Annotated in this window: 18 protein-coding genes; 4 read left to right on the forward strand and 14 right to left on the reverse strand. The window is 65.8% G+C overall.

From position 1 onward, the window contains the following. Together HMPREF2656_RS13065 and topA are read right to left on the reverse strand one after the other, a co-directional pair. Positions 1-919: HNH endonuclease signature motif containing protein (locus HMPREF2656_RS13065; RefSeq protein ID WP_070816051.1), on the reverse strand; the 919-nt coding region annotated here is incomplete at its 3' end. A 64-nt stretch (positions 920-983) separates the two neighbouring features. Then, complete coding sequence (topA, locus tag HMPREF2656_RS05445; protein ID WP_070816052.1) at positions 984-3,848, reverse strand: type I DNA topoisomerase; 2,865 nt, start codon at positions 3,846-3,848, stop codon at positions 984-986. A gap of 165 nt (positions 3,849-4,013) precedes the next feature. Here topA and HMPREF2656_RS05450 point away from each other — a divergent pair, with 165 nt between their 5' ends. Next, the gene (locus HMPREF2656_RS05450) at positions 4,014-4,640 is read left to right on the forward strand and encodes a DedA family protein (protein WP_070816053.1); all 627 of its coding nucleotides are present in this window, start codon (positions 4,014-4,016) and stop codon (positions 4,638-4,640) included. 67 nt (positions 4,641-4,707) lie between these two features. Here the strand turns inward: HMPREF2656_RS05450 and HMPREF2656_RS05455 are convergent, their stop codons facing one another. Then, positions 4,708-4,911: a cold-shock protein gene (locus HMPREF2656_RS05455; RefSeq protein WP_070421537.1), complete on the reverse strand. Its 204-nt coding sequence runs from the start codon at positions 4,909-4,911 to the stop codon at positions 4,708-4,710. A 184-nt stretch (positions 4,912-5,095) separates the two neighbouring features. Between HMPREF2656_RS05455 and HMPREF2656_RS05460 the strand changes: the two genes are divergently transcribed. After that, positions 5,096-7,426 (forward strand): DEAD/DEAH box helicase, encoded by a 2,331-nt coding sequence (locus tag HMPREF2656_RS05460; protein WP_070816054.1) that lies wholly within the window; start codon positions 5,096-5,098, stop codon positions 7,424-7,426. An 11-nt stretch (positions 7,427-7,437) separates the two neighbouring features. Here the strand turns inward: HMPREF2656_RS05460 and HMPREF2656_RS05465 are convergent, their stop codons facing one another. Genes HMPREF2656_RS05465 through ssd form a run of 7 tightly spaced genes read right to left on the reverse strand, consistent with a single transcriptional unit; the run spans position 7,438 to position 11,692 of the window. After that, entirely contained in the window at positions 7,438-7,758 is a 321-nt protein-coding gene (locus tag HMPREF2656_RS05465; RefSeq protein WP_070816055.1) for an Rv3654c family TadE-like protein, read from the reverse strand. After that, positions 7,758-8,027, reverse strand: coding sequence for a hypothetical protein (locus tag HMPREF2656_RS05470; RefSeq protein WP_070452979.1), 270 nt, complete (start codon positions 8,025-8,027; stop codon positions 7,758-7,760). Before HMPREF2656_RS05470 ends, HMPREF2656_RS05465 begins: the two co-directional genes overlap by 1 nt. Next, on the reverse strand, positions 8,027-8,218 hold the full coding sequence (locus HMPREF2656_RS05475) for a DUF4244 domain-containing protein (RefSeq protein WP_070421541.1): 192 nt from the start codon (positions 8,216-8,218) through the stop codon (positions 8,027-8,029). The genes HMPREF2656_RS05470 and HMPREF2656_RS05475 overlap by 1 nt, the downstream gene beginning before the upstream one ends. Positions 8,219-8,229: 11 nt before the next feature. Then, positions 8,230-8,787 (reverse strand): type II secretion system F family protein, encoded by a 558-nt coding sequence (locus HMPREF2656_RS05480; RefSeq protein ID WP_070816056.1) that lies wholly within the window; start codon positions 8,785-8,787, stop codon positions 8,230-8,232. After that, positions 8,784-9,530 (reverse strand): type II secretion system F family protein, encoded by a 747-nt coding sequence (locus tag HMPREF2656_RS05485; protein WP_083279329.1) that lies wholly within the window; start codon positions 9,528-9,530, stop codon positions 8,784-8,786. The genes HMPREF2656_RS05480 and HMPREF2656_RS05485 overlap by 4 nt, the downstream gene beginning before the upstream one ends. Next, positions 9,527-10,654: a TadA family conjugal transfer-associated ATPase gene (locus HMPREF2656_RS05490; protein ID WP_070816057.1), complete on the reverse strand. Its 1,128-nt coding sequence runs from the start codon at positions 10,652-10,654 to the stop codon at positions 9,527-9,529. The genes HMPREF2656_RS05485 and HMPREF2656_RS05490 overlap by 4 nt, the downstream gene beginning before the upstream one ends. Continuing rightward, entirely contained in the window at positions 10,655-11,692 is a 1,038-nt protein-coding gene (ssd, locus tag HMPREF2656_RS05495; RefSeq protein ID WP_305764529.1) for a septum site-determining protein Ssd, read from the reverse strand. A gap of 150 nt (positions 11,693-11,842) precedes the next feature. Here ssd and HMPREF2656_RS05500 point away from each other — a divergent pair, with 150 nt between their 5' ends. Both HMPREF2656_RS05500 and HMPREF2656_RS05505 read left to right on the forward strand, forming a co-directional pair. Further along, entirely contained in the window at positions 11,843-12,661 is an 819-nt protein-coding gene (locus tag HMPREF2656_RS05500) for an HAD family hydrolase (protein WP_070816058.1), read from the forward strand. A gap of 118 nt (positions 12,662-12,779) precedes the next feature. Continuing rightward, on the forward strand, positions 12,780-13,289 hold the full coding sequence (locus tag HMPREF2656_RS05505) for a phage holin family protein (protein ID WP_070816059.1): 510 nt from the start codon (positions 12,780-12,782) through the stop codon (positions 13,287-13,289). Here HMPREF2656_RS05505 and HMPREF2656_RS05510 read toward each other — a convergent pair. Genes HMPREF2656_RS05510 through nth form a run of 4 tightly spaced genes read right to left on the reverse strand, consistent with a single transcriptional unit; the run spans position 13,286 to position 16,518 of the window. Beyond that, positions 13,286-14,473 carry a MarP family serine protease gene (locus tag HMPREF2656_RS05510; RefSeq protein ID WP_070421547.1) on the reverse strand — a complete coding sequence of 396 codons (1,188 nt, stop codon included), beginning with the start codon at positions 14,471-14,473 and terminating at the stop codon, positions 13,286-13,288. The two genes, HMPREF2656_RS05505 and HMPREF2656_RS05510, sit on opposite strands and share 4 nt — an antisense overlap. Before the next feature lie 10 nt (positions 14,474-14,483). Further along, positions 14,484-15,182, reverse strand: coding sequence for an NUDIX hydrolase (locus tag HMPREF2656_RS05515; RefSeq protein WP_083319452.1), 699 nt, complete (start codon positions 15,180-15,182; stop codon positions 14,484-14,486). Then, positions 15,182-15,739 carry a TlpA disulfide reductase family protein gene (locus HMPREF2656_RS05520; protein WP_070816060.1) on the reverse strand — a complete coding sequence of 186 codons (558 nt, stop codon included), beginning with the start codon at positions 15,737-15,739 and terminating at the stop codon, positions 15,182-15,184. The genes HMPREF2656_RS05515 and HMPREF2656_RS05520 overlap by 1 nt, the downstream gene beginning before the upstream one ends. Continuing rightward, positions 15,736-16,518 carry an endonuclease III gene (gene nth / locus HMPREF2656_RS05525; RefSeq protein ID WP_070570783.1) on the reverse strand — a complete coding sequence of 261 codons (783 nt, stop codon included), beginning with the start codon at positions 16,516-16,518 and terminating at the stop codon, positions 15,736-15,738. Before nth ends, HMPREF2656_RS05520 begins: the two co-directional genes overlap by 4 nt. Positions 16,519-16,587: the final 69 nt, after the last annotated feature.

Consider the following 16,587-nt stretch of genomic DNA (forward strand, 5'->3'; position numbering starts at 1 on the left):
TGGCCAGGTTGGTTTCCCCGCCGTGCCGCCAGGCGGTGATGTGGTGGATTTCGCAGTGATCGGCTCCGTGACGGCAGTCGGGTACCGGACAGGTCGGCGACATCATCGACGCCAACGTGCGCTGTTTGTCGTTAGCGAAGCGCTTCGCCCGGTACAGGTTCACCGCTCCCTCTGCAGGGTGGAACGCAGCGACCTCGAGGTCGGCGCCGAACTCGCGGGCGAGGAATTCGGCGCCGGTCATGGTGGTGCCGTCAGTAAGGATGAGTTGAACTTCGTCGCCGTGGCCGGACTGGATGCGGGTCCACTCCGGCAGCGGCACCAGGATGATGGGGCGCGGGGCGGCGTAGGGCATGCCGACGCCAGCGCCGGCACCGTCAGTGCCAGCACCGCCAGCGCCGCGCAGCAGGCTCACAAGCGCGTCGGCCATTTGCTCGGCGGCGGGCAGCGACGGGTCGATGAGCGAACGCAGCAGGTGCTCCAAATCGGCGATGTCACGCTCGGAGTAGGTCAGCGACATGTTGCGCATCCCAGAGCGGGATTTGGAGAAGCTGCACTGCTTCTTGGGGGTGGGTTTCGGGGTGGTGATGGTGTCGTCGATACGCCGCGACAGCGCTTTGTAGGAGCCCCGGAAGCGCAACAGTTCGAGGCGGAGACGCCAGCGCTCGGCAAGGTCGGCGACGGCGGCGAGTTTTCGCTCGAGCAGACAGATCTGGTCGAGCGGCATTCCGGCGGCCAAGCGGCGCGCGTCGGCCTGCTTGCGGGTGAACTTCGTCGCGCCGAAGTAGGTGGCGTGCGCCTGCGCCCACTTGCGTTTCAGGGCGGGATCGAGGGCGGCGAAGGCGGGCGCGGACTCGTCGAAACCCTGGAGCACGCTGATGTCGGCGTGCGCCAGGGCCTCGAGAATCTCGCGAAATGTCATGCCATGCACGCTAAGCGCACAGCACAACCCTTGTAAAGGAATTGTCCACTATATTGTGCAATCCCTAGCGCTTGCGAGCTTTGACCACGCGTTTTGTGGTCTGCTTCGGCTTGGTCACGCGCTTGGTTGCCTTCTTCTTTGTCGCCTTTTTCTTGGTGGCTTTCTTGCCGCCGTCTTCGGCTTCGCGGGCGCGGCGGGCGGAGAGCAGTTCGTTGGCGCGCTGGTCCGTCATCGTCTCTGGCGTGTCGCCGCGTTGCAGTGACGCGTTGGTTTCGCCGTCGGTGACGTATGGGCCGAAGCGGCCGTCTTTGACGGTCATGGGTTTGCCGGAGACGTCGTTGTCGCCAAGCATCTTCAATGGTGGCTTGGCGGCGGCGCGGCCGCGGCGTTTCGGTTCGGCGTAGATGCGGCGGGCTTCTTCCAGGGTGATGGAGAAGATCTGGTCTTCGGACGCGAGCGAGCGCGAGTCGCTGCCCTTCTTCAGGTATGGGCCGTAGCGGCCGTTTTGGGCGGTGATGACTTCGCCGTCGGCGGGGTCGACGCCGACTTCGCGCGGCAGCGACAGCAGTTTCAGTGCTTCCTCGAGCGTGACCGTTGCCGGTTCCATCGACGCGAAGAGGGAGGCGGTGGCGGGCTTCAACTGCTCGTCGACCAGCTGCGCCATGCGCTTTTCCTTCTGCGCGGCAGCGGTTTTGGTTTCCCAGTTCTTTGCGCGTTTGCCTTCTTCGGCGCGCTGTTTGTCCTCTTCGGCGCGCTCGGCGGCGATGACTTCTTCGGCGCGGGCTTCGGCGGTGGCGCGTTCGTCGTCACGCACGAGCTCGGTGACATATGGGCCGAAGCGCCCTTCCTTTGCGACGACCACACGCCCATTGGCGGGGTTCTCCCCCAGTTCGCGGCCGGACTGCGGGGTGGCGAAGAGCTTCTCGGCCATCTCGAGTGTGATTTCGTCCGGGGTTGCGGATTCGGGCAGGTTGGCGCGCTGGTATTCGGGCTCGCCGTCCTTCTCGCCGATGACGCGCTCGATGTAGGGGCCGTAGCGGCCGACGCGGACGACGACGGGGCGGCCTTCGGCGTCGTCGAAAAGTGTCAGGGAGTTTGCGGCGCGCGCATCGATGGATTCGAGGTTGTTCTCGATCATGTGCTTCAGGCCGCCGCGGCGTGCGAGGGCTTGCGCCATGGATTCGCGGGCGTCGGCGTCGCCGAAGTAGAAGCCGGTGAGCCACTTGGTGCGGTCTTGGTTGCCGTGGGCGATTTCGTCGAGTTCGTCTTCCATGGAGGAGGTGAAGTCGTAGTCCACGAGTGCGTCGAAGTTGTTTTCCAAAAGCCCGACGACGGAGAACGCCACCCAGGACGGCACGAGTGCGTTGCCGCGGACGACGACGTAGCCGCGGTCCTGGATCGTCTTAATGATCGACGCGTAGGTGGACGGGCGGCCGATGCCGAGTTCTTCCATCTTCTTCACCAGCGACGCTTCGTTGTAGCGCGCAGGCGGGTTGGTGGTGTGGCCGTCGGCGGTGACGGACTTGGTGGCCAGTTCGTCGCCCTTGGCCAGTTGCGGCAGGCGGGTTTCGTTGGACTGGCGGTCGGCGTAGGCGCGCAGCCAGCCGGGGAAGGTGACGGTGCGGCCGGTTGCGGTGAACTCGCAAGCCTCACCGGCAGCGTCGGCGGCGATGGTGATTTTGGTGGAGTTGCCGCGTGCGTCTTCCATTTGGGAGGCGACGGTGCGCTGCCAGATCAGTTCGTAGAGTTTGAACTCTTCGGCGTCCAGCGCGCCTGCCAACTGTCCGGGGGTGGCGAAGCGTTCGCCGGCGGGGCGGATCGCCTCGTGGGCTTCCTGGGAGTTTTTCACCTTGCGGTCGTAGACGCGCGGCTTGGCGGAGACGTAGTCGGCGCCGTAGAGCTCGCGTGCTGCGGCGCGTGCGGCGTCGAGGCCCTGCTTGGACAGGGAGGTGGAGTCTGTACGCATGTAGGTGATGTGGCCGTTTTCGTACAGTCGTTGCGCGATGCGCATGGTGCGTGCGGAGGTGAAGTGGAGTTTGCGGCCGGCTTCTTGCTGCAGCGTTGAAGTCATGAACGGCGCGTATGGTTTGCGCGTGTAGGGCTTTTCTTCGACTGCGGTGACGTGCATCGGTGCGGTGCCGAGGTCGTCGACAAGCGAATGCGCTTTTTGCTTATCGACGACCACCGCATCCGACACTAACTCTCCCCGGTCATTGAAGTCGCGGCCCTGGGCGATGCGCTTGCCGTCGAGGGAGACGAGCTTGGCGTCAAATTCTTCGGAGGAGTGGGCGAGCGAAGCAGTTAAATCCCAGTATTCGGCGGCGATGAACGCCATGCGCTCGCGTTCACGCTCGACGATGACGCGGGTGGCCACGGATTGGACGCGGCCGGCGGACAGTCGCGGCATGACTTTCTTCCACAGCACGGGGGAAACTTCGTAGCCGTAGAGGCGGTCGAGGATGCGGCGGGTCTCTTGGGCGTCGACAAGATCCATGTCGAGTTCGCGCGTGTTTTCGGCGGCTTCGCGGATGGCGGATTCGGTGATCTCGTTGAACACCATGCGCTCTACCGGCACCTTCGGCTTAAGGGTTTCAAGCAGGTGCCACGCGATCGCTTCACCTTCGCGGTCCGGGTCTGTTGCCAGCAGGAGTTTATCGGCCTGCTTGAGCTTGGCGCGCAGGTCGGTGACCTTCTTTTTCTTGTCAGCGGACACGACGTAGATCGGGTCGAAGCCCTTCTCCGGGTTGACGCCGAGTTTTGCCCACGGCTCGTTTTTGTACTTCGCGGGGATGTCGGCGGCGCGGCCCGGCAGGTCACGGATGTGGCCCACCGATGCTTCCACGATGTAATCGTCGCCGAGATACTTCTGTATCTTCTTCGCCTTTGTCGCGGACTCCACGATCACGAGAGTCTTGCCGTTTGCAGTCACGCTGACCTTTCCTCGATTCCCACTAAGCGTATGAGCGGTAAAACTTCCTCATTCTTATCAGACAACTAGCACATGGTTATACGGACGGGGGATTTTCTCGCCCCTGGCATTACACTGCGTTGGTGCCCTGGCGCGGAGTTGTTGGGGTGGAAAGGAGGACGCAGCGTGGTCGATTCACTCATTGAGTTTTTGCATACGTTGATGGGGTTGCCGATCTTTTACCCACTCGTCGTGTTGCTGATCGTTTCGGATGCGTTGGCGCCGGTGGTGCCGTCTGAAACCGTGTTGAATCTGGCTGGTGCGTTTTCCGCGTCGCGTGGTGTGCCAAATGTGTGGGGTGTGATCTTCGCGGCGATTATCGGCGCGATTATCGGCGACAATATTTGTTTCGCTCTCGGCGCGAAGTTGATTCACCGGGTGGATCGGTTGGATCCGGATTCGAAGGCTGGCCAGGCAATTACGTGGGTGCGGGCCAACATGAACCGGGGTGCGGGCGCGATGATTATTGTTGCGCGTTTCCTCCCGTGGGCGCGTTGGGTGGCCACGATTGTGCTGGGGTCGGTGCGTTACAACTGGTTTAAGTTCTTCTTTTTCGACACCATCGGCGTGATTTTGTGGGCGTGTTTGAGTGTCGGCATGGGGTATTTGGGCGGCACGCTCCTGCAGCAGTACCCGCTTCTGGGCATGGTGCTGGGTGTAGTGCTGGGTTCGCTTGTGGGGTTTGTGATTCAGAAGCTGCAGAACCAGATCTTCGAGCGTTCTGATATTCGCCGCGGAATTAGCGCGGTGTAGGCGTAAAAATTTCCCCCAGGCGGGTGTACCGTCCGGGGGTTTGTTCGCGCTGTTTTAGAGGGCTGTTTTAGAGGGCGCGAACCTGCTGGGCCTGTGGGCCCTTGGCGCCTTCGCCGACCTCGAACTCGACCTGCTGGTTTTCTTCGAGGGTGCGGAAGCCGGAACCCTGAATTTCGGAGTAGTGGACAAAGACGTCGGCGGAGCCGTCGTCGGGTGCGATGAAGCCGAAGCCCTTTTCGGCGTTGAACCATTTAACAGTTCCGGTTGCCATGGTGAAACCTTTCAAAATGTTGCATGTTTTTGTCGTCCACCAGGGCCTGTTTGGTCCTGGTGCCCGCGTGCACAATCCTCGCGAGCACCTGATGAGGCGCACACAAAATCTGTGACCGTTGCCCAGTCTGCCACGATTTGTTGTCGGGGGCACTGCTTTGGCCCGGCTAAAGTGGCTCACCATCATGGTTTCTGGTTTTGGCGATGAGCTCGTTTCGGTGCTTGCGCAGCGTTTCCCTGCTGCGACGGTGACGCATGTGGAGCATGAGCCGGCTCGTCTCGCGGTGTTTGGACAGTGGCCCGAGTGGGTGGAGCCGGGGTTGAAGCAGATGCTTATCGACGACGCCGTCACCCTCCCCTACGCCCACCAAACCCAGTGCGCGGAGTTGGCGTGGGCGGGCCGGGATGTGGTGGTGGCGACGGGGACGTCGTCGGGAAAGTCGTTGGGCTATCAGTTGCCGGTGCTGTCCGCGTTGGCGGCGGATCCGAAGGCGTGCGCGATGTATCTGACGCCGACGAAGGCGTTGGGTTCGGACCAGTTGCAGGCAACGCTTGCCATGACGCGGGGGAATGCGGCGCTGTCGTCGGTACACCCGGCGCCGTATGACGGGGATACGCCACAGGAGTCGCGGGCGGGCATCCGGGAGCACACCCGCTACGTGTTTACGAACCCGGACATGCTGCACGCGGGTCTTTTGGGTGCGCACGAGCGTTGGGCGCGGCTGCTGCGCCATTTGAAGTTTGTGGTGGTGGACGAGTGCCACACCTACCGGGGTGTGTTCGGCGCAAACGTGTCGTTGGTGTTACGCAGGTTGCTGCGTATTGCGAAGGCGTACGGGTCTGAGCCGACGCTGATTTTCGCCTCAGCGACCGCGGCGGATCCTGCGGGCCAGGCGTCGCGGCTGTGCGGGCACGAGGTTGTTGCGGTGACGGAGGATGGTGCGCCCACCGGCGAGCGCACCATCGCGTTGTGGGAGCCGGGGTTCATCGAGGGCGCCGAGGGCGAAAACGGCGCGCCGGTGCGGTACCCGGCGACGACGGAGGCGGCGTCGATCATGTCGACGTTGCTGTTGCAGGGTGCGCGCACGTTGACGTTTGTGCGCTCGCGCCGCGCCGCGGAGACGGTGGCCATGCGCGCGCAGGAGGACCTGGTGGTGGCGGGCCGGGCGGATTTCGCCGAGCGTGTCGCCTCCTACCGCGCCGGCTACCTCGCGGAGGATCGCCGCGCCCTCGAGCAGCGTCTGGATAACGGCGATCTGCTTGGCGTGGCCACGACGAACGCGCTTGAGCTTGGCATCGACGTCGGGGGCTTGGACGCGGTGGTCATGGCGGGGTTTCCGGGCACGGTGGCATCCTTTCACCAGCAGGCCGGGCGCGCGGGCCGGCGCGGTCAGGGCTCGGTGGTGGTGATGGTGGCGCGCGACGAGCCGATGGACACGTACCTGGTCCACCACCCCGAGGCGCTGCTCGGCCGGCCGGTGGAAAACAGCGTGTTCAACCCGGCCAACCCCTACATCCTGCGCGGGCACATGTACTGCGCGGCGGTGGAGCGTCCGCTTAGCGACGACGACGTCGCCGCCTTCAACGCCACCGACGTCAACGATCTGACCGCCGAGGGGTTGCTGCGCCGCCGTCCGCAGGGCTGGTTTGCGGTACCCCAGTTGGAGGGGGAGGTGACTCCGGAGGCGGCGCATTCGTCGGTAAGCATTCGCGGAGGCGTGGGTGAGGAAGTCATGATCGTCGATGTAACCGACGGGCGGCTGTTGGGCACCGTAGATGCGGGGCGTGCGATGAGCCAGGTGCACGACGGCGCGGTGTACATCCACCAGGGCGAATACTTCGTGGTGCAGTCGCTAAACCTGGACGATTACGTGGCGTTGGTGGCGCCGGAGCGGCCGGATTACTCCACGCAGGCGCGCTCCACGACCGACATCACGATCCTTGGCGAGCCGACAGATCTGGTGAACCCGTCGCCGGGGCTGTGGGTGGCCAGTGTGGACGTGGAGGTCATCGACCGTGTCACCGGCTATGTCGTCCGGCTTGCCGACGGCACCGTCTCCGAACACATCCCCCTCGACCTGCCCGAACAGCGCCTAGTCACCCGCGCGGTGGCGTACACGATCGACCCGATGGTGCTGGACAAACTGGGTATTACGGCTGGCGAGATCCCCGGCGCGCTGCACGCTGCGGAACACGCCGCGATCGGCCTGCTGCCGCTTCTGGCCACGTGCGACCGGTGGGACATCGGCGGCGTGTCCACGGCGTTGCACCAGGACACGATGCTGCCCACGGTGTTTGTCTACGACGGCCACCCGGGCGGGGCGGGCTTTGCCGACGAGGGCTTCGCCCGCTTCCACGAGTGGATCGCCGCAACCTACGAAACGGTGCGGTCCTGCGGCTGTAAGGACGGCTGCCCGTCGTGTGTGCAATCGCCGAAGTGTGGCAACGGCAACCAGCCACTGGACAAGCACGCCGCTCTGAAGTTGCTCGGCGCGCTGGTGAGCATGACTGGCTGACCGGCGAGCCACTACGGACCGGCGCGGGCGGTCGCTTCGGCGTGGCGCATCCGCACCGCTACGATGACGTCGCCCTCTGCAAACTCGCACGAGGTGACCTCGGCGCCGTTGTTGCTGGCGGTTTCGTTGCCCCAGGTGCAGGCGTCAGCACCCCGGTAGAGCGCGGTGGCTGCGGCGACGGCGGAAAGGTCCGCGGCCACGCGAGCGCGGTGTGCGTCGGCGGTGCGGGCCCCGGTGACCACCACCGCAAGGGCCAAGGAGACCACTGCGGTGATGATGCCTGTGGTGGTGACGGTGGCGGAGCCGGTGTCGTCGATAAGCAATCTGCGCATTAGAACTCCACGGGGAAGACCGCGGTGGCGCGCATGGTGCCAATCGGGGCGGGTACGGCGGCGGTAACGGTGGCCAGGCCTGCGGACTCGTGCATGCTCACCTCGCCGCGCGGCGGGGTGTAATCCACGCCCATCGCGTGCGCCCGGGCGGCGGCACCGGCAATGTCCACGGCAGCGATGTAGGCGGACATCGTGGCAATGCCACCCACGATCGCAGCCGTAACCACCACGAGCGTGGCCAGCGAAAGCGCCGTTTCAATCGTGGTCATCAGCCTGGCGTGTTGGTCAGCGCGCTGGTGATCACATTTTCGATGGCGGAAACGACCCCGTCGCCGTTGACCACGAGATACAGCACCCCGGCAAGGGCAGCTGCCGCCAACGAACCGAAAGCATATTCGATGGTTGACATTCCGGCGTCGTTACGCAAACGCTGGATGAAGAAGGTGGAAATGCGGGTCATGATTGTTCCTTTCAGAAGTTGATGAGGTTGCTCCCGAGGCTGATCACCACAGGCGCGAGCCCGAGGACGAAAAACGCCGGGAGGAAAAACGCGGTGAGCGGGATGGCGATGAGTACGCCGGCGCGTTCCGCTTTGGCTTTGGCGTGATCGGCGGCATCGGCACGCAGGTTTGAAGGGATACGTTCGCACCCTTGTGCCAGCGCCGCGCCGGACGCGTGCGTCATAGCGACGAGGCTGGCCAAGTCCTCCCCGCCGGGAATGGCGTGGAGTTCCGACCAGGCGCGCTCAGGTTCGACCCCGAGTGCGAGCAGCGCTGCGACGGTGTGCCACGGACTGCGGTCGCCGTCGTGAGTTTCGGCTACCGCGGCGGCTGCGGCACTGACCGGCAGGCCGGCCTCGAAGCAGGCCGCGAACAGGGTGATGTCGGCGGCGCAGCGGTCCGGCAGCGCGTAGTCGGGTCCGTCGCGCGGGGTCTTCGGCGTGGGCGGCACCTGGCGGGTGACGCGCCGGGCGGGCTGCGTGGGGCTGACGGCGAGCGCGATGGCGATGAGCAGGGCTGCGGCGATCATGTGGTGGCTCCTTGGATGATGTGTTGGGAAACGATCACACCGGCGCACACCAGCGCGGTGCCGACAGTGAGCAGCGCTCCGCCGAGGCCTCCCCCGGTGAGCAGCGCGAGCGGGTTCGCACCCATCGCCGCACCCATGAGCAGGCCGGCGAACGGCAGCAGGGCGAGCACAACCGCGGTGGTTTTGGGTCCGGCAAGCGCGGCGTTGGTGGCGGCGCGGTGGCGTCGGGTGTGGTCGATGTCGTCGCGCGCGGCGGCGACCAGACGCGACAGCGGCACTCCCCTGCTGGCCGACAGTGCGAACAGCGGGGCGATGCGGGCGAACTCGTCCGTCTCGGCGGCAAGCGGTGTGCCAGTGCTGACGTGGTGGATGAGGTGTGCGACGTCGCGGGCGATCTCGCGCGGTGCGTGTTCGGCGGTGCGCTCTAACGCGGCGTGCAGTGGCGCGCCGGCTTCGACGTTGGTGCCAAGGTGGCCGAGGAAGGTGGCAACCGCTTCGGTGCGCTTGGAGGCGACGCGGGCGCGCCGTTGGGTATCTACAACCCACACCACCGTCGCCGCACCCATCGCTAGCGCGATGACCAGGCTGGCCCGGTCGAACGCTAGGGCAGCGAGCACCACGGCACCGATGCCCAGCGGGATGGCAACGCGAGGTGGAACAGCCAACGAGCGTGGCGCGATGCGAGCACTCGGGGCAGGCGGCGGGCAGGCAGCGGCGCCGGCGAGAAGCAACAGCGTGGTCATGACAGGAGCTCCTCGTAACCGTCGGCGCGGCCGGCGTCGGCGTCCCACACCACCTTGGCGCGCACGGGTTGGCCTTCGAGCACGCCGATCTGGTGGAGGCGGCGTGTGCCGTCGGGGTGACGTTTGACCACGATGACCACGTCGATAGCTGCGGCGAGTTGGGCGTGCAGCCCGGCGCGATCCAGCCCGCCCAGCGCGGCGAGCGCTTCGAAGCGGGCGGGGACCTCGGCGATCGAGTTGGCGTGCAGGGTGCCGGCGCCACCGTCGTGGCCAGTGTTGAGTGCGGCGAGCAGGTCGACGACTTCGGCGCCGCGGATCTCGCCGACCACGACGCGGTCGGGCCGCATGCGCAGCGACTGGCGTACCAGGTCCGCGATGGTGATCTCACCGGCACCCTCGGAGTTCGCCCCACGCGTGGTCAGGTTGACCACGTGCGGGTGGTCGGGGGTGAGTTCCAGGGTGTCTTCGATGGCGACGATGCGCTCGGCCGGGTCGACCTCCGCGAGCAGGGCGGACAGCAGCGTGGTCTTGCCGGAGCCGGTGCCGCCGACAACCACAAACGCTTTTCGCTTTGCGACGACCCCACGTAGCACCTCCGCAACCTCCCCACCCAGCGCTCCGCGCGCTACCAGGTCGTCGAGGGTGGCCGAGGCGGTGTGCAGCACGCGCAGGGAGATGCAGGTGCCGGCCTGGGCGGTTGGGGCGAGCACGGCGTGGAAGCGCAGGAGGGTGCCGTCGTCACGGGTGATGTGGCCGTCGCAGAACGGTTGCGCGTCGTCGAGGCGGCGCCCGCAGCTGGCGGCCAGGCGGGAGGCGAGGCGGCGCACGGCGGCTTCGGATTCGAAGCGCACCGCGGAGCGTTCCAGGCCCGCACCCGAGTCGACGTAGACGCAGTTGGGGCCGTTGACGCAGATGTCGGTGACGGTGTCGTCGGCAAGCAGTGCTTCGAGGGGTCCGGTGCCGGTGGTGTCGTCGCGAAGTGTGCGCATCACATCCAGCACGCCGATGTCGCTGATCACCACGGCCTCTTCGCGGATGAGGGCTGCGATGCGGGCAGGCTCCGGGGTGGTGGGTTCGTCGGCGAGGCGGCGCTTGACGCGGGCGATGAGGTCGCGGTCGATCATTTAGGCCACCTCCTCGAGCACCGCATTGGCGCAGGCGGCTAGCGAACGGGGCACACGCGCGGGCAGGCCGGACTTCTCCACCGTGCGAGTCAGCCCGCGCACGTGTGGCAGGTGGGTGAGCACGGTGGCGCCGGTGGTATGCGCGATCTCCTCGTCGGTAAGCGCGGCCCAGGCGCTATCGCGCACAACCACCACACACGGCAGACCGGCGGCGGCGCACTCGGCGACGATACGGGTCGCGGCGGCAACTGAGCGCACCTCGGGCACGACCACCACGACGACCAGGTCGCTGCGGCCGGGAATCAGCGCGGCGGGCGCATCCACCACCGTCAGCCCTGCCCCGCCGACGGCGCCGGCGACGTGCTCCAACGCGGCCGCCTCCAGCCGGAACGGGTCCGCCACGCGCTGGCGCGGAAAGGTCAGCACCGCGATGTCGTCGGCGGTGGCGGGCAGCGCGCGGCGCACGTCGGTGCGCGCAATGGTGCCCTCGCCGAAGTCGATCTCGCCCCACCGCGCGCCGGGGACGTGCTCGATGCCAAGCAGCAGGTCGAGCCCGCCGGAGAGCCAGTGCCCGTCGAGCAGCGTTGCCGAATCACCCCGTGACGTAACCCGGCACAGCGCCGCCGCCAGGGTGGACGCCCCTGACCCACCGGATGCGCCCACGACGGTGATCACCTTCCCGCGCGCCGCCACCGCCGTGGGCTGCACGGCAAGGGCGCCAATGGCGCGCAGGAGGTCCGCGGCCTCGGCGGGCAGGACGAAGACCCGCTCGGCTGAATCGACCAGCTCCCCACCGACGCGGAAGACGTTCGCTGCGTGGGGTGGGGAAAGGTCGGGGGCGCGGGTGTCGTCGATAAGCACGGCGAATGCTCTGGGCGCGTGGCGGGCGAGCTCGGCCGCATCGGCGGTGTCGATGACCTGGCGGCCGGTCGCGGCGGCGAGGTGGACGGCCTCGGAGTGGGTGGCGGGATCGGCAACCGCGACCACGATCGGGCCGGTGTGCGGGTGTGTGCGTGTCATGCCAATAGTGTTTTTCACCAGCGCAAATGTGGCAACCACCCTGTGGACAACCCGCAATCTAAGTGACATTTCAACGAATCACCTGTGGACAACTCGTCCCAAATGTTCACTTCTTTCACAGCGGGCCTACACTGCCCCACCAGCAAAGTGGGGCTAGACTGCTAAAGCATGTCTCCCACACGGCCGGTGGCGGCGTTTTTCGACCTAGACAAGACGATCATCGCGACGTCTTCCGCCTTCGCCTTCGGCAAAGAATTCCGCAACAACGGAATGATCACGCGACAAGAGGCGTGGGACCTCTACCTAACCAAAGCGCAGTACATGCTCGTCGGCCACTCCAGCGAAAAAATGGACGCCACACGCGATTCGCTCGCCCAACTCGTCGAAGGCTGGTCGATCGAGGACGTCCAGCGCATCACCCAAGAAACGATGCGCACCGTGGTCACGCCCGCGATTTACGCCGAAGCGCGCGAACTTATCGACGACCACCGCGCCCAAGGCCACGACGTCATCATCATCTCCGCCTCTGCATCAATTCTGGTTGAGCCGATCGCGCGCGAACTCGGCGTAGACACGGTCGTGGCTACCGAACTCGCGGAGAAGGACGGCAAGCTCACCGGTGAGATCACCCGTTACCTCAAGGGCGGGGCGAAGGCGGAGGCTGTGCGCCAGTTTGTCGCCGACCACGACTACGACCTGGAGCGCAGCTACGCCTACTCCGATTCCGCCACGGACATTCCAATGCTGGAACTGGTGGGCAACCCGGTGGCGGTGAACCCGGACCGGGCGCTTCGCAAGCACGCACTGTCACACGATTGGCAGGTGCGGACCTTTAAAGACCCGGAGCCGCTGATCCAGATGCCGAACGCCCGCGAGGTGGGCATCGGCGCGAGCGTGATCGCCGGCGTGACGGCGTTGGCGGTGGCTGGGGTGCTCATCGCCCGTGCTGTGTCCGGCAAATCTGGCGACAAGCGCCGCAGCGCGTGACGTTATGTTTCACCCCGATTCAGGCAAACACTGTGATGTGTCGCTAACATCGTTGGGAGAATTCCAGGCACCTTCCCAGGGTGCCTCATGCATAGCCACCCAGGAAGGTGAGTAAACAGTGAGCAACGAAGGTCTGTACACCAGCGGCTCGACCGCCGTAACCGCCAAGGTGGATTCGATTCCGCTGCGCGATACTGATGTGACGGTGCCGGGCCAGCAGTCCATCGGCACGCTGATCTCTAACGCGTCGGAGCAGGTGTCCACCCTGGTCCGCGGCGAGATCGAGCTGGCCAAGGCTGAGGTCATGGGCGAGGTGAAGAAGGGCGCCGTTGGCGGTGGCCTGTTCGGCGTCGCCGGCGTGATTGCGCTGTACTCCTCGTTCTTCCTCTTCTTCGCGTTTGCGGAGATGCTCGCATCCTGGATGCACCGTGGCTGGGCATTCCTGATCGTCTTCCTCATCATGATCGCCCTGGCTGGTCTGCTCGCGCTGGTTGGCCTGAAGAAGGTCAAGAAGATCAAGGCTCCGGAGCGCACCATCAGCTCGGTCAACGAGTTGAAGAACCTGAAGCCGGGCGATGCTCAGAAGAACCTGACCAAAAACGAGGCTGGGCTCTACACCAGCCGCTAACCGCTGACGCAGGCTTGCGTATCGACGACACCGTTCAGCCTGGTCACATCCCCTACGCGCTGCTGCACCTGGTGTGCAGTCAGCGCGTAACCCGTTTCTGAGGCATCCAGGGACGCGCCGAAGATCATACCGGCGACCTCCCCTGCCGGGGTGAGCAGCGGGCCACCGGAGTTGCCCTGGCGGATGTCGCCGCGGATGGTGTAGGCCTCACGCTCCACGCGACCGGTGGTGTAAATGTCCGGCCCTGCGATGGTCAGTTGGCTGCGGATTCGCGCCGGTGCGGCCTCGAAGGGACCGGATTTGGGGTAGCCCATGACCACGGCGTCGTCGCCACGCTGCAGCTCGCGTGCAGCCCAACGCAGCGGCGGCAGACCCAAGCCCTGGGCGTGCAACACCGCGATGTCGGTATCCGGGTCGTAGAGCACCACATCCGCCGGCTTCACGCCGACGACGGTGTCCAGGGAGACACGCTCGGTGCCGGCGACGACGTGCGCGTTGGTGAGCACGTAGCCATCCTCAAACACGAAGCCGGAGCCCATGAGCCGGCGGCGGCAACTTTCTGCATCGCCCATGACGTGGACCACGCTCGGGCGGGCCGCCTCCACAACTTCGGGGCGAAGCGCCGCGTTATCGGGTGCGTCCACCTGGGCGCCGTGCGGGGATTGGAAGGGGGAAACGAGCGGGGGCAGGCCGGACTCGTCGAGAAGCGCTGCGAATTTCGCGGGCAGTTTCCCGGCGCTCTCCGGAGCGGTGTCGTGGATTTTGGCCAGGATGTGCGAGTTGCGGATCCCGTCGCCCAACTCGCCAGGCACCGCCGACGCCAGCGGGATTGAGATAAACCACACCACCAGCGCCAGTGCGACCGATTGGAACAGTGCGCCCACCACTGAATCCACAAAGCGGGTCAGGCGGCTGCGTACCCGCGCCCGTAAGTTGCCCCCAAGGGTCACGCCGAGCAGGTTGCCCAGGCCGACGAAGAGCACCACCACCGACAGCAGCAGCGTGATGCGGATGGGTTGGGACTCGGTGACGTCGAGAAGCAATGGCGCCACCGCCAGCCCCACCACGAGGCCCGCGATGATGCCGATTGCGGAGATCACAGCCGAAAACGCACCTTGGCGCCAGCCACTGACAAACGCAGCGACGACGGCAAGCCCAAGCAGAACGTCAACGACCAGGTGCATTCCGCAAATGTTACAGCTCGCGGTTGCGGGATCGGGCCAGCGCCTCGTAAAGATCGCCCGGACGCTCGTCCCAGGCGCGCACCCAGCCGGCTAATTCCAGCACGACCGCCAGCAGGATTCCGGTAAAACCCCAGATGAGATAGTCGCGGGCCCAAAATGTCGGACCGGTCCAGTGCTTCCAGCCGAGCTTCGCGCGGTTGGCCGGATCCACCAAGTCCCGGATGGGAACGAAGAACACGTCGTCGGTTTCGAGCTCGCTTGCCGGGTACACCTCACCCGGGTCGGGTGCGTACGCCACCACGGGGCGCACCAGCCTGCGGCTGCCACCGGTTTTCACCTGCCCCATCACCGCCAGCGGCACAACCCGCTCAGGGGCCAACCCGGTCTCCTCGTACGCCTCGCGCAACGCCGCCGCCACCGGGCCTGTATCTGTGGCGTCGATGTGCCCGCCCGGAAACGCCATCTGACCGGAGTGGCTGCGCATAGACGGGGTGCGGTGCGTGATCAGCACCCGGGCGTCCTCCGGCAGTTCCTCCGCCTCCGGGTCGCCAGCAAACACGATGAGCACCGCCGCCTGGTCCTCCCCCGGCGTTTGCGGCACGCGCGGGCCCAGCATCGCTTTGACCCGCGCATCGCCCTCGCCAGCGCGCAGCTTATCCACGAGCCCCCGCAGCCACACCGGTGCCCGTTCCGGCCGCACCGCAACCATCACAGCACCCCGCGCACGGCCTCGGCCAGCTCCTCGGCTGAGGTGAACTCCTTGGCAAACACGCCGATTTTTTCCTCGCCTCGGAACACGACGGTCAGCGGCACCACCGGCGGCAGGCCGAGCGTGCCGGCGAACACGTTGGAGTCGTCCTCAAAGCTCGGCAAGTCCACGCCGAGGTCTTCCAACAACGCCGCGCCGCGCGCCCCATCGCGGTCCGCGTGCACGCCCACCACGGTGTACTCGGGGTGCGCGCGGGCGAACTCCTCCACCACAGGCAACTCCGCCCGGCACGGTTCGCACCACCACGCCCACACGTTGGCCACGGTGATCTCCTGCTGCGCGCCGGTGGCCTCGCCGCCTAGGCACGCCAGATCCACACCTCCGATCGCACCTTCCGGGCAGTCCGGGCGTCCTGTCACCGGGGCAGATTGCTTCTCGACGACACCGTCGCCAGCCGGGGGCGTGGCGTCGTCGACAAGCAACGCCCTGGCACCCGCAATGACCAGAAGAGTCACCGCAACGATCGCGGCGACGCTGACCCAGATTGTGCGCTTCACAGGCCCACCATCCTCAAAATGTGGTCGCGCTCAGGGCCGGTGACCAGTTCGGCGGCTTCCTCCGGGTCGGTTGGGCCGACGCCGAAGGAGGGGCAGTCGAACGCGATCGGGCAAGCGCCGCAGGCCGGTTTGCGGGCGTTGCAGACGCGGCGGCCGTGGAAGATGATGCGGTGGGAGAACATGGTCCACTCGCGGCGCTCGATCAGTTCCGCGATCGCGTGTTCGATCTTCACCGGATCCGTCTCTTCCGTCAGCATCATGCGTTTGACCAGGCGTTGGAAGTGGGTGTCCACCGTCAGCCCCGGGTAGCCGAAGGCGTTTCCGCGCACCACATGCGCCGTCTTGCGCCCCACGCCCGGCAACGTGACCAGGTCTTCGAGTTTCTCGGGCACCTCGCCGCCGAAATCGGTGACCAGCTTCTGGCCCATCGCGATCAGGTTCGCCGCCTTGGAGCGGTAAAACCCGGTCGAGCGGATAATCTCCTCCACCTCTGCCTGGTTGGCCTCCGCGTAGTCAGCGGCCGTGGGGTACTTGGCAAACAGCGCCGGGGTGACCATGTTCACCCGTACGTCCGTGGTCTGTGCGGACAGCGCCGTAGCAACGAGCAACTCCAGCGGGTTAGTAAAGTCCAACTCCGCGTGCGCATCCGGGTACGCTGCCGCCAACGTGCGGTTAATACGGCGTGCCCTGCGCTTACGCCCGATCGGAGTCTCTTTCCCCTTCGCGGCGGGATGAGCACCTGGGCGGCGATGTTTCAATGGAGAGGTCGAAGCGGCCATGTCCAACATGCTAGCCGTACACTATGGGTATGACCTTTTTGCTTGTGGCGCTGATTCCGCTTGTGCTTG

Source organism: Corynebacterium sp. HMSC034B08 (genome assembly GCF_001835805.1).
Classification (GTDB): Bacteria; Actinomycetota; Actinomycetes; order Mycobacteriales; family Mycobacteriaceae; genus Corynebacterium; species Corynebacterium coyleae.

What these genes read in the sequence shown, in the direction of transcription:
- HMPREF2656_RS05515 (WP_083319452.1), bottom strand. Translation starts at nt 15,182, where the DNA reads ATGGTTGCGGTGCGGCCGGAACGGGCACCGGTGTGGCTGCGGGGGCTC.
- HMPREF2656_RS05460 (WP_070816054.1), top strand. Translation starts at nt 5,096, where the DNA reads ATGGTTTCTGGTTTTGGCGATGAGCTCGTTTCGGTGCTTGCGCAGCGT.
- HMPREF2656_RS05470 (WP_070452979.1), bottom strand. Translation starts at nt 8,027, where the DNA reads ATGACCACGATTGAAACGGCGCTTTCGCTGGCCACGCTCGTGGTGGTT.
- HMPREF2656_RS05480 (WP_070816056.1), bottom strand. Translation starts at nt 8,787, where the DNA reads ATGATCGCCGCAGCCCTGCTCATCGCCATCGCGCTCGCCGTCAGCCCC.
- HMPREF2656_RS05485 (WP_083279329.1), bottom strand. Translation starts at nt 9,530, where the DNA reads ATGACCACGCTGTTGCTTCTCGCCGGCGCCGCTGCCTGCCCGCCGCCT.
- nth (WP_070570783.1), bottom strand. Translation starts at nt 16,518, where the DNA reads ATGGCCGCTTCGACCTCTCCATTGAAACATCGCCGCCCAGGTGCTCAT.
- HMPREF2656_RS05455 (WP_070421537.1), bottom strand. Translation starts at nt 4,911, where the DNA reads ATGGCAACCGGAACTGTTAAATGGTTCAACGCCGAAAAGGGCTTCGGC.
- HMPREF2656_RS05490 (WP_070816057.1), bottom strand. Translation starts at nt 10,654, where the DNA reads ATGATCGACCGCGACCTCATCGCCCGCGTCAAGCGCCGCCTCGCCGAC.
- HMPREF2656_RS05465 (WP_070816055.1), bottom strand. Translation starts at nt 7,758, where the DNA reads ATGCGCAGATTGCTTATCGACGACACCGGCTCCGCCACCGTCACCACC.
- HMPREF2656_RS05475 (WP_070421541.1), bottom strand. Translation starts at nt 8,218, where the DNA reads ATGACCCGCATTTCCACCTTCTTCATCCAGCGTTTGCGTAACGACGCC.
- HMPREF2656_RS05500 (WP_070816058.1), top strand. Translation starts at nt 11,843, where the DNA reads ATGTCTCCCACACGGCCGGTGGCGGCGTTTTTCGACCTAGACAAGACG.
- HMPREF2656_RS05510 (WP_070421547.1), bottom strand. Translation starts at nt 14,473, where the DNA reads ATGCACCTGGTCGTTGACGTTCTGCTTGGGCTTGCCGTCGTCGCTGCG.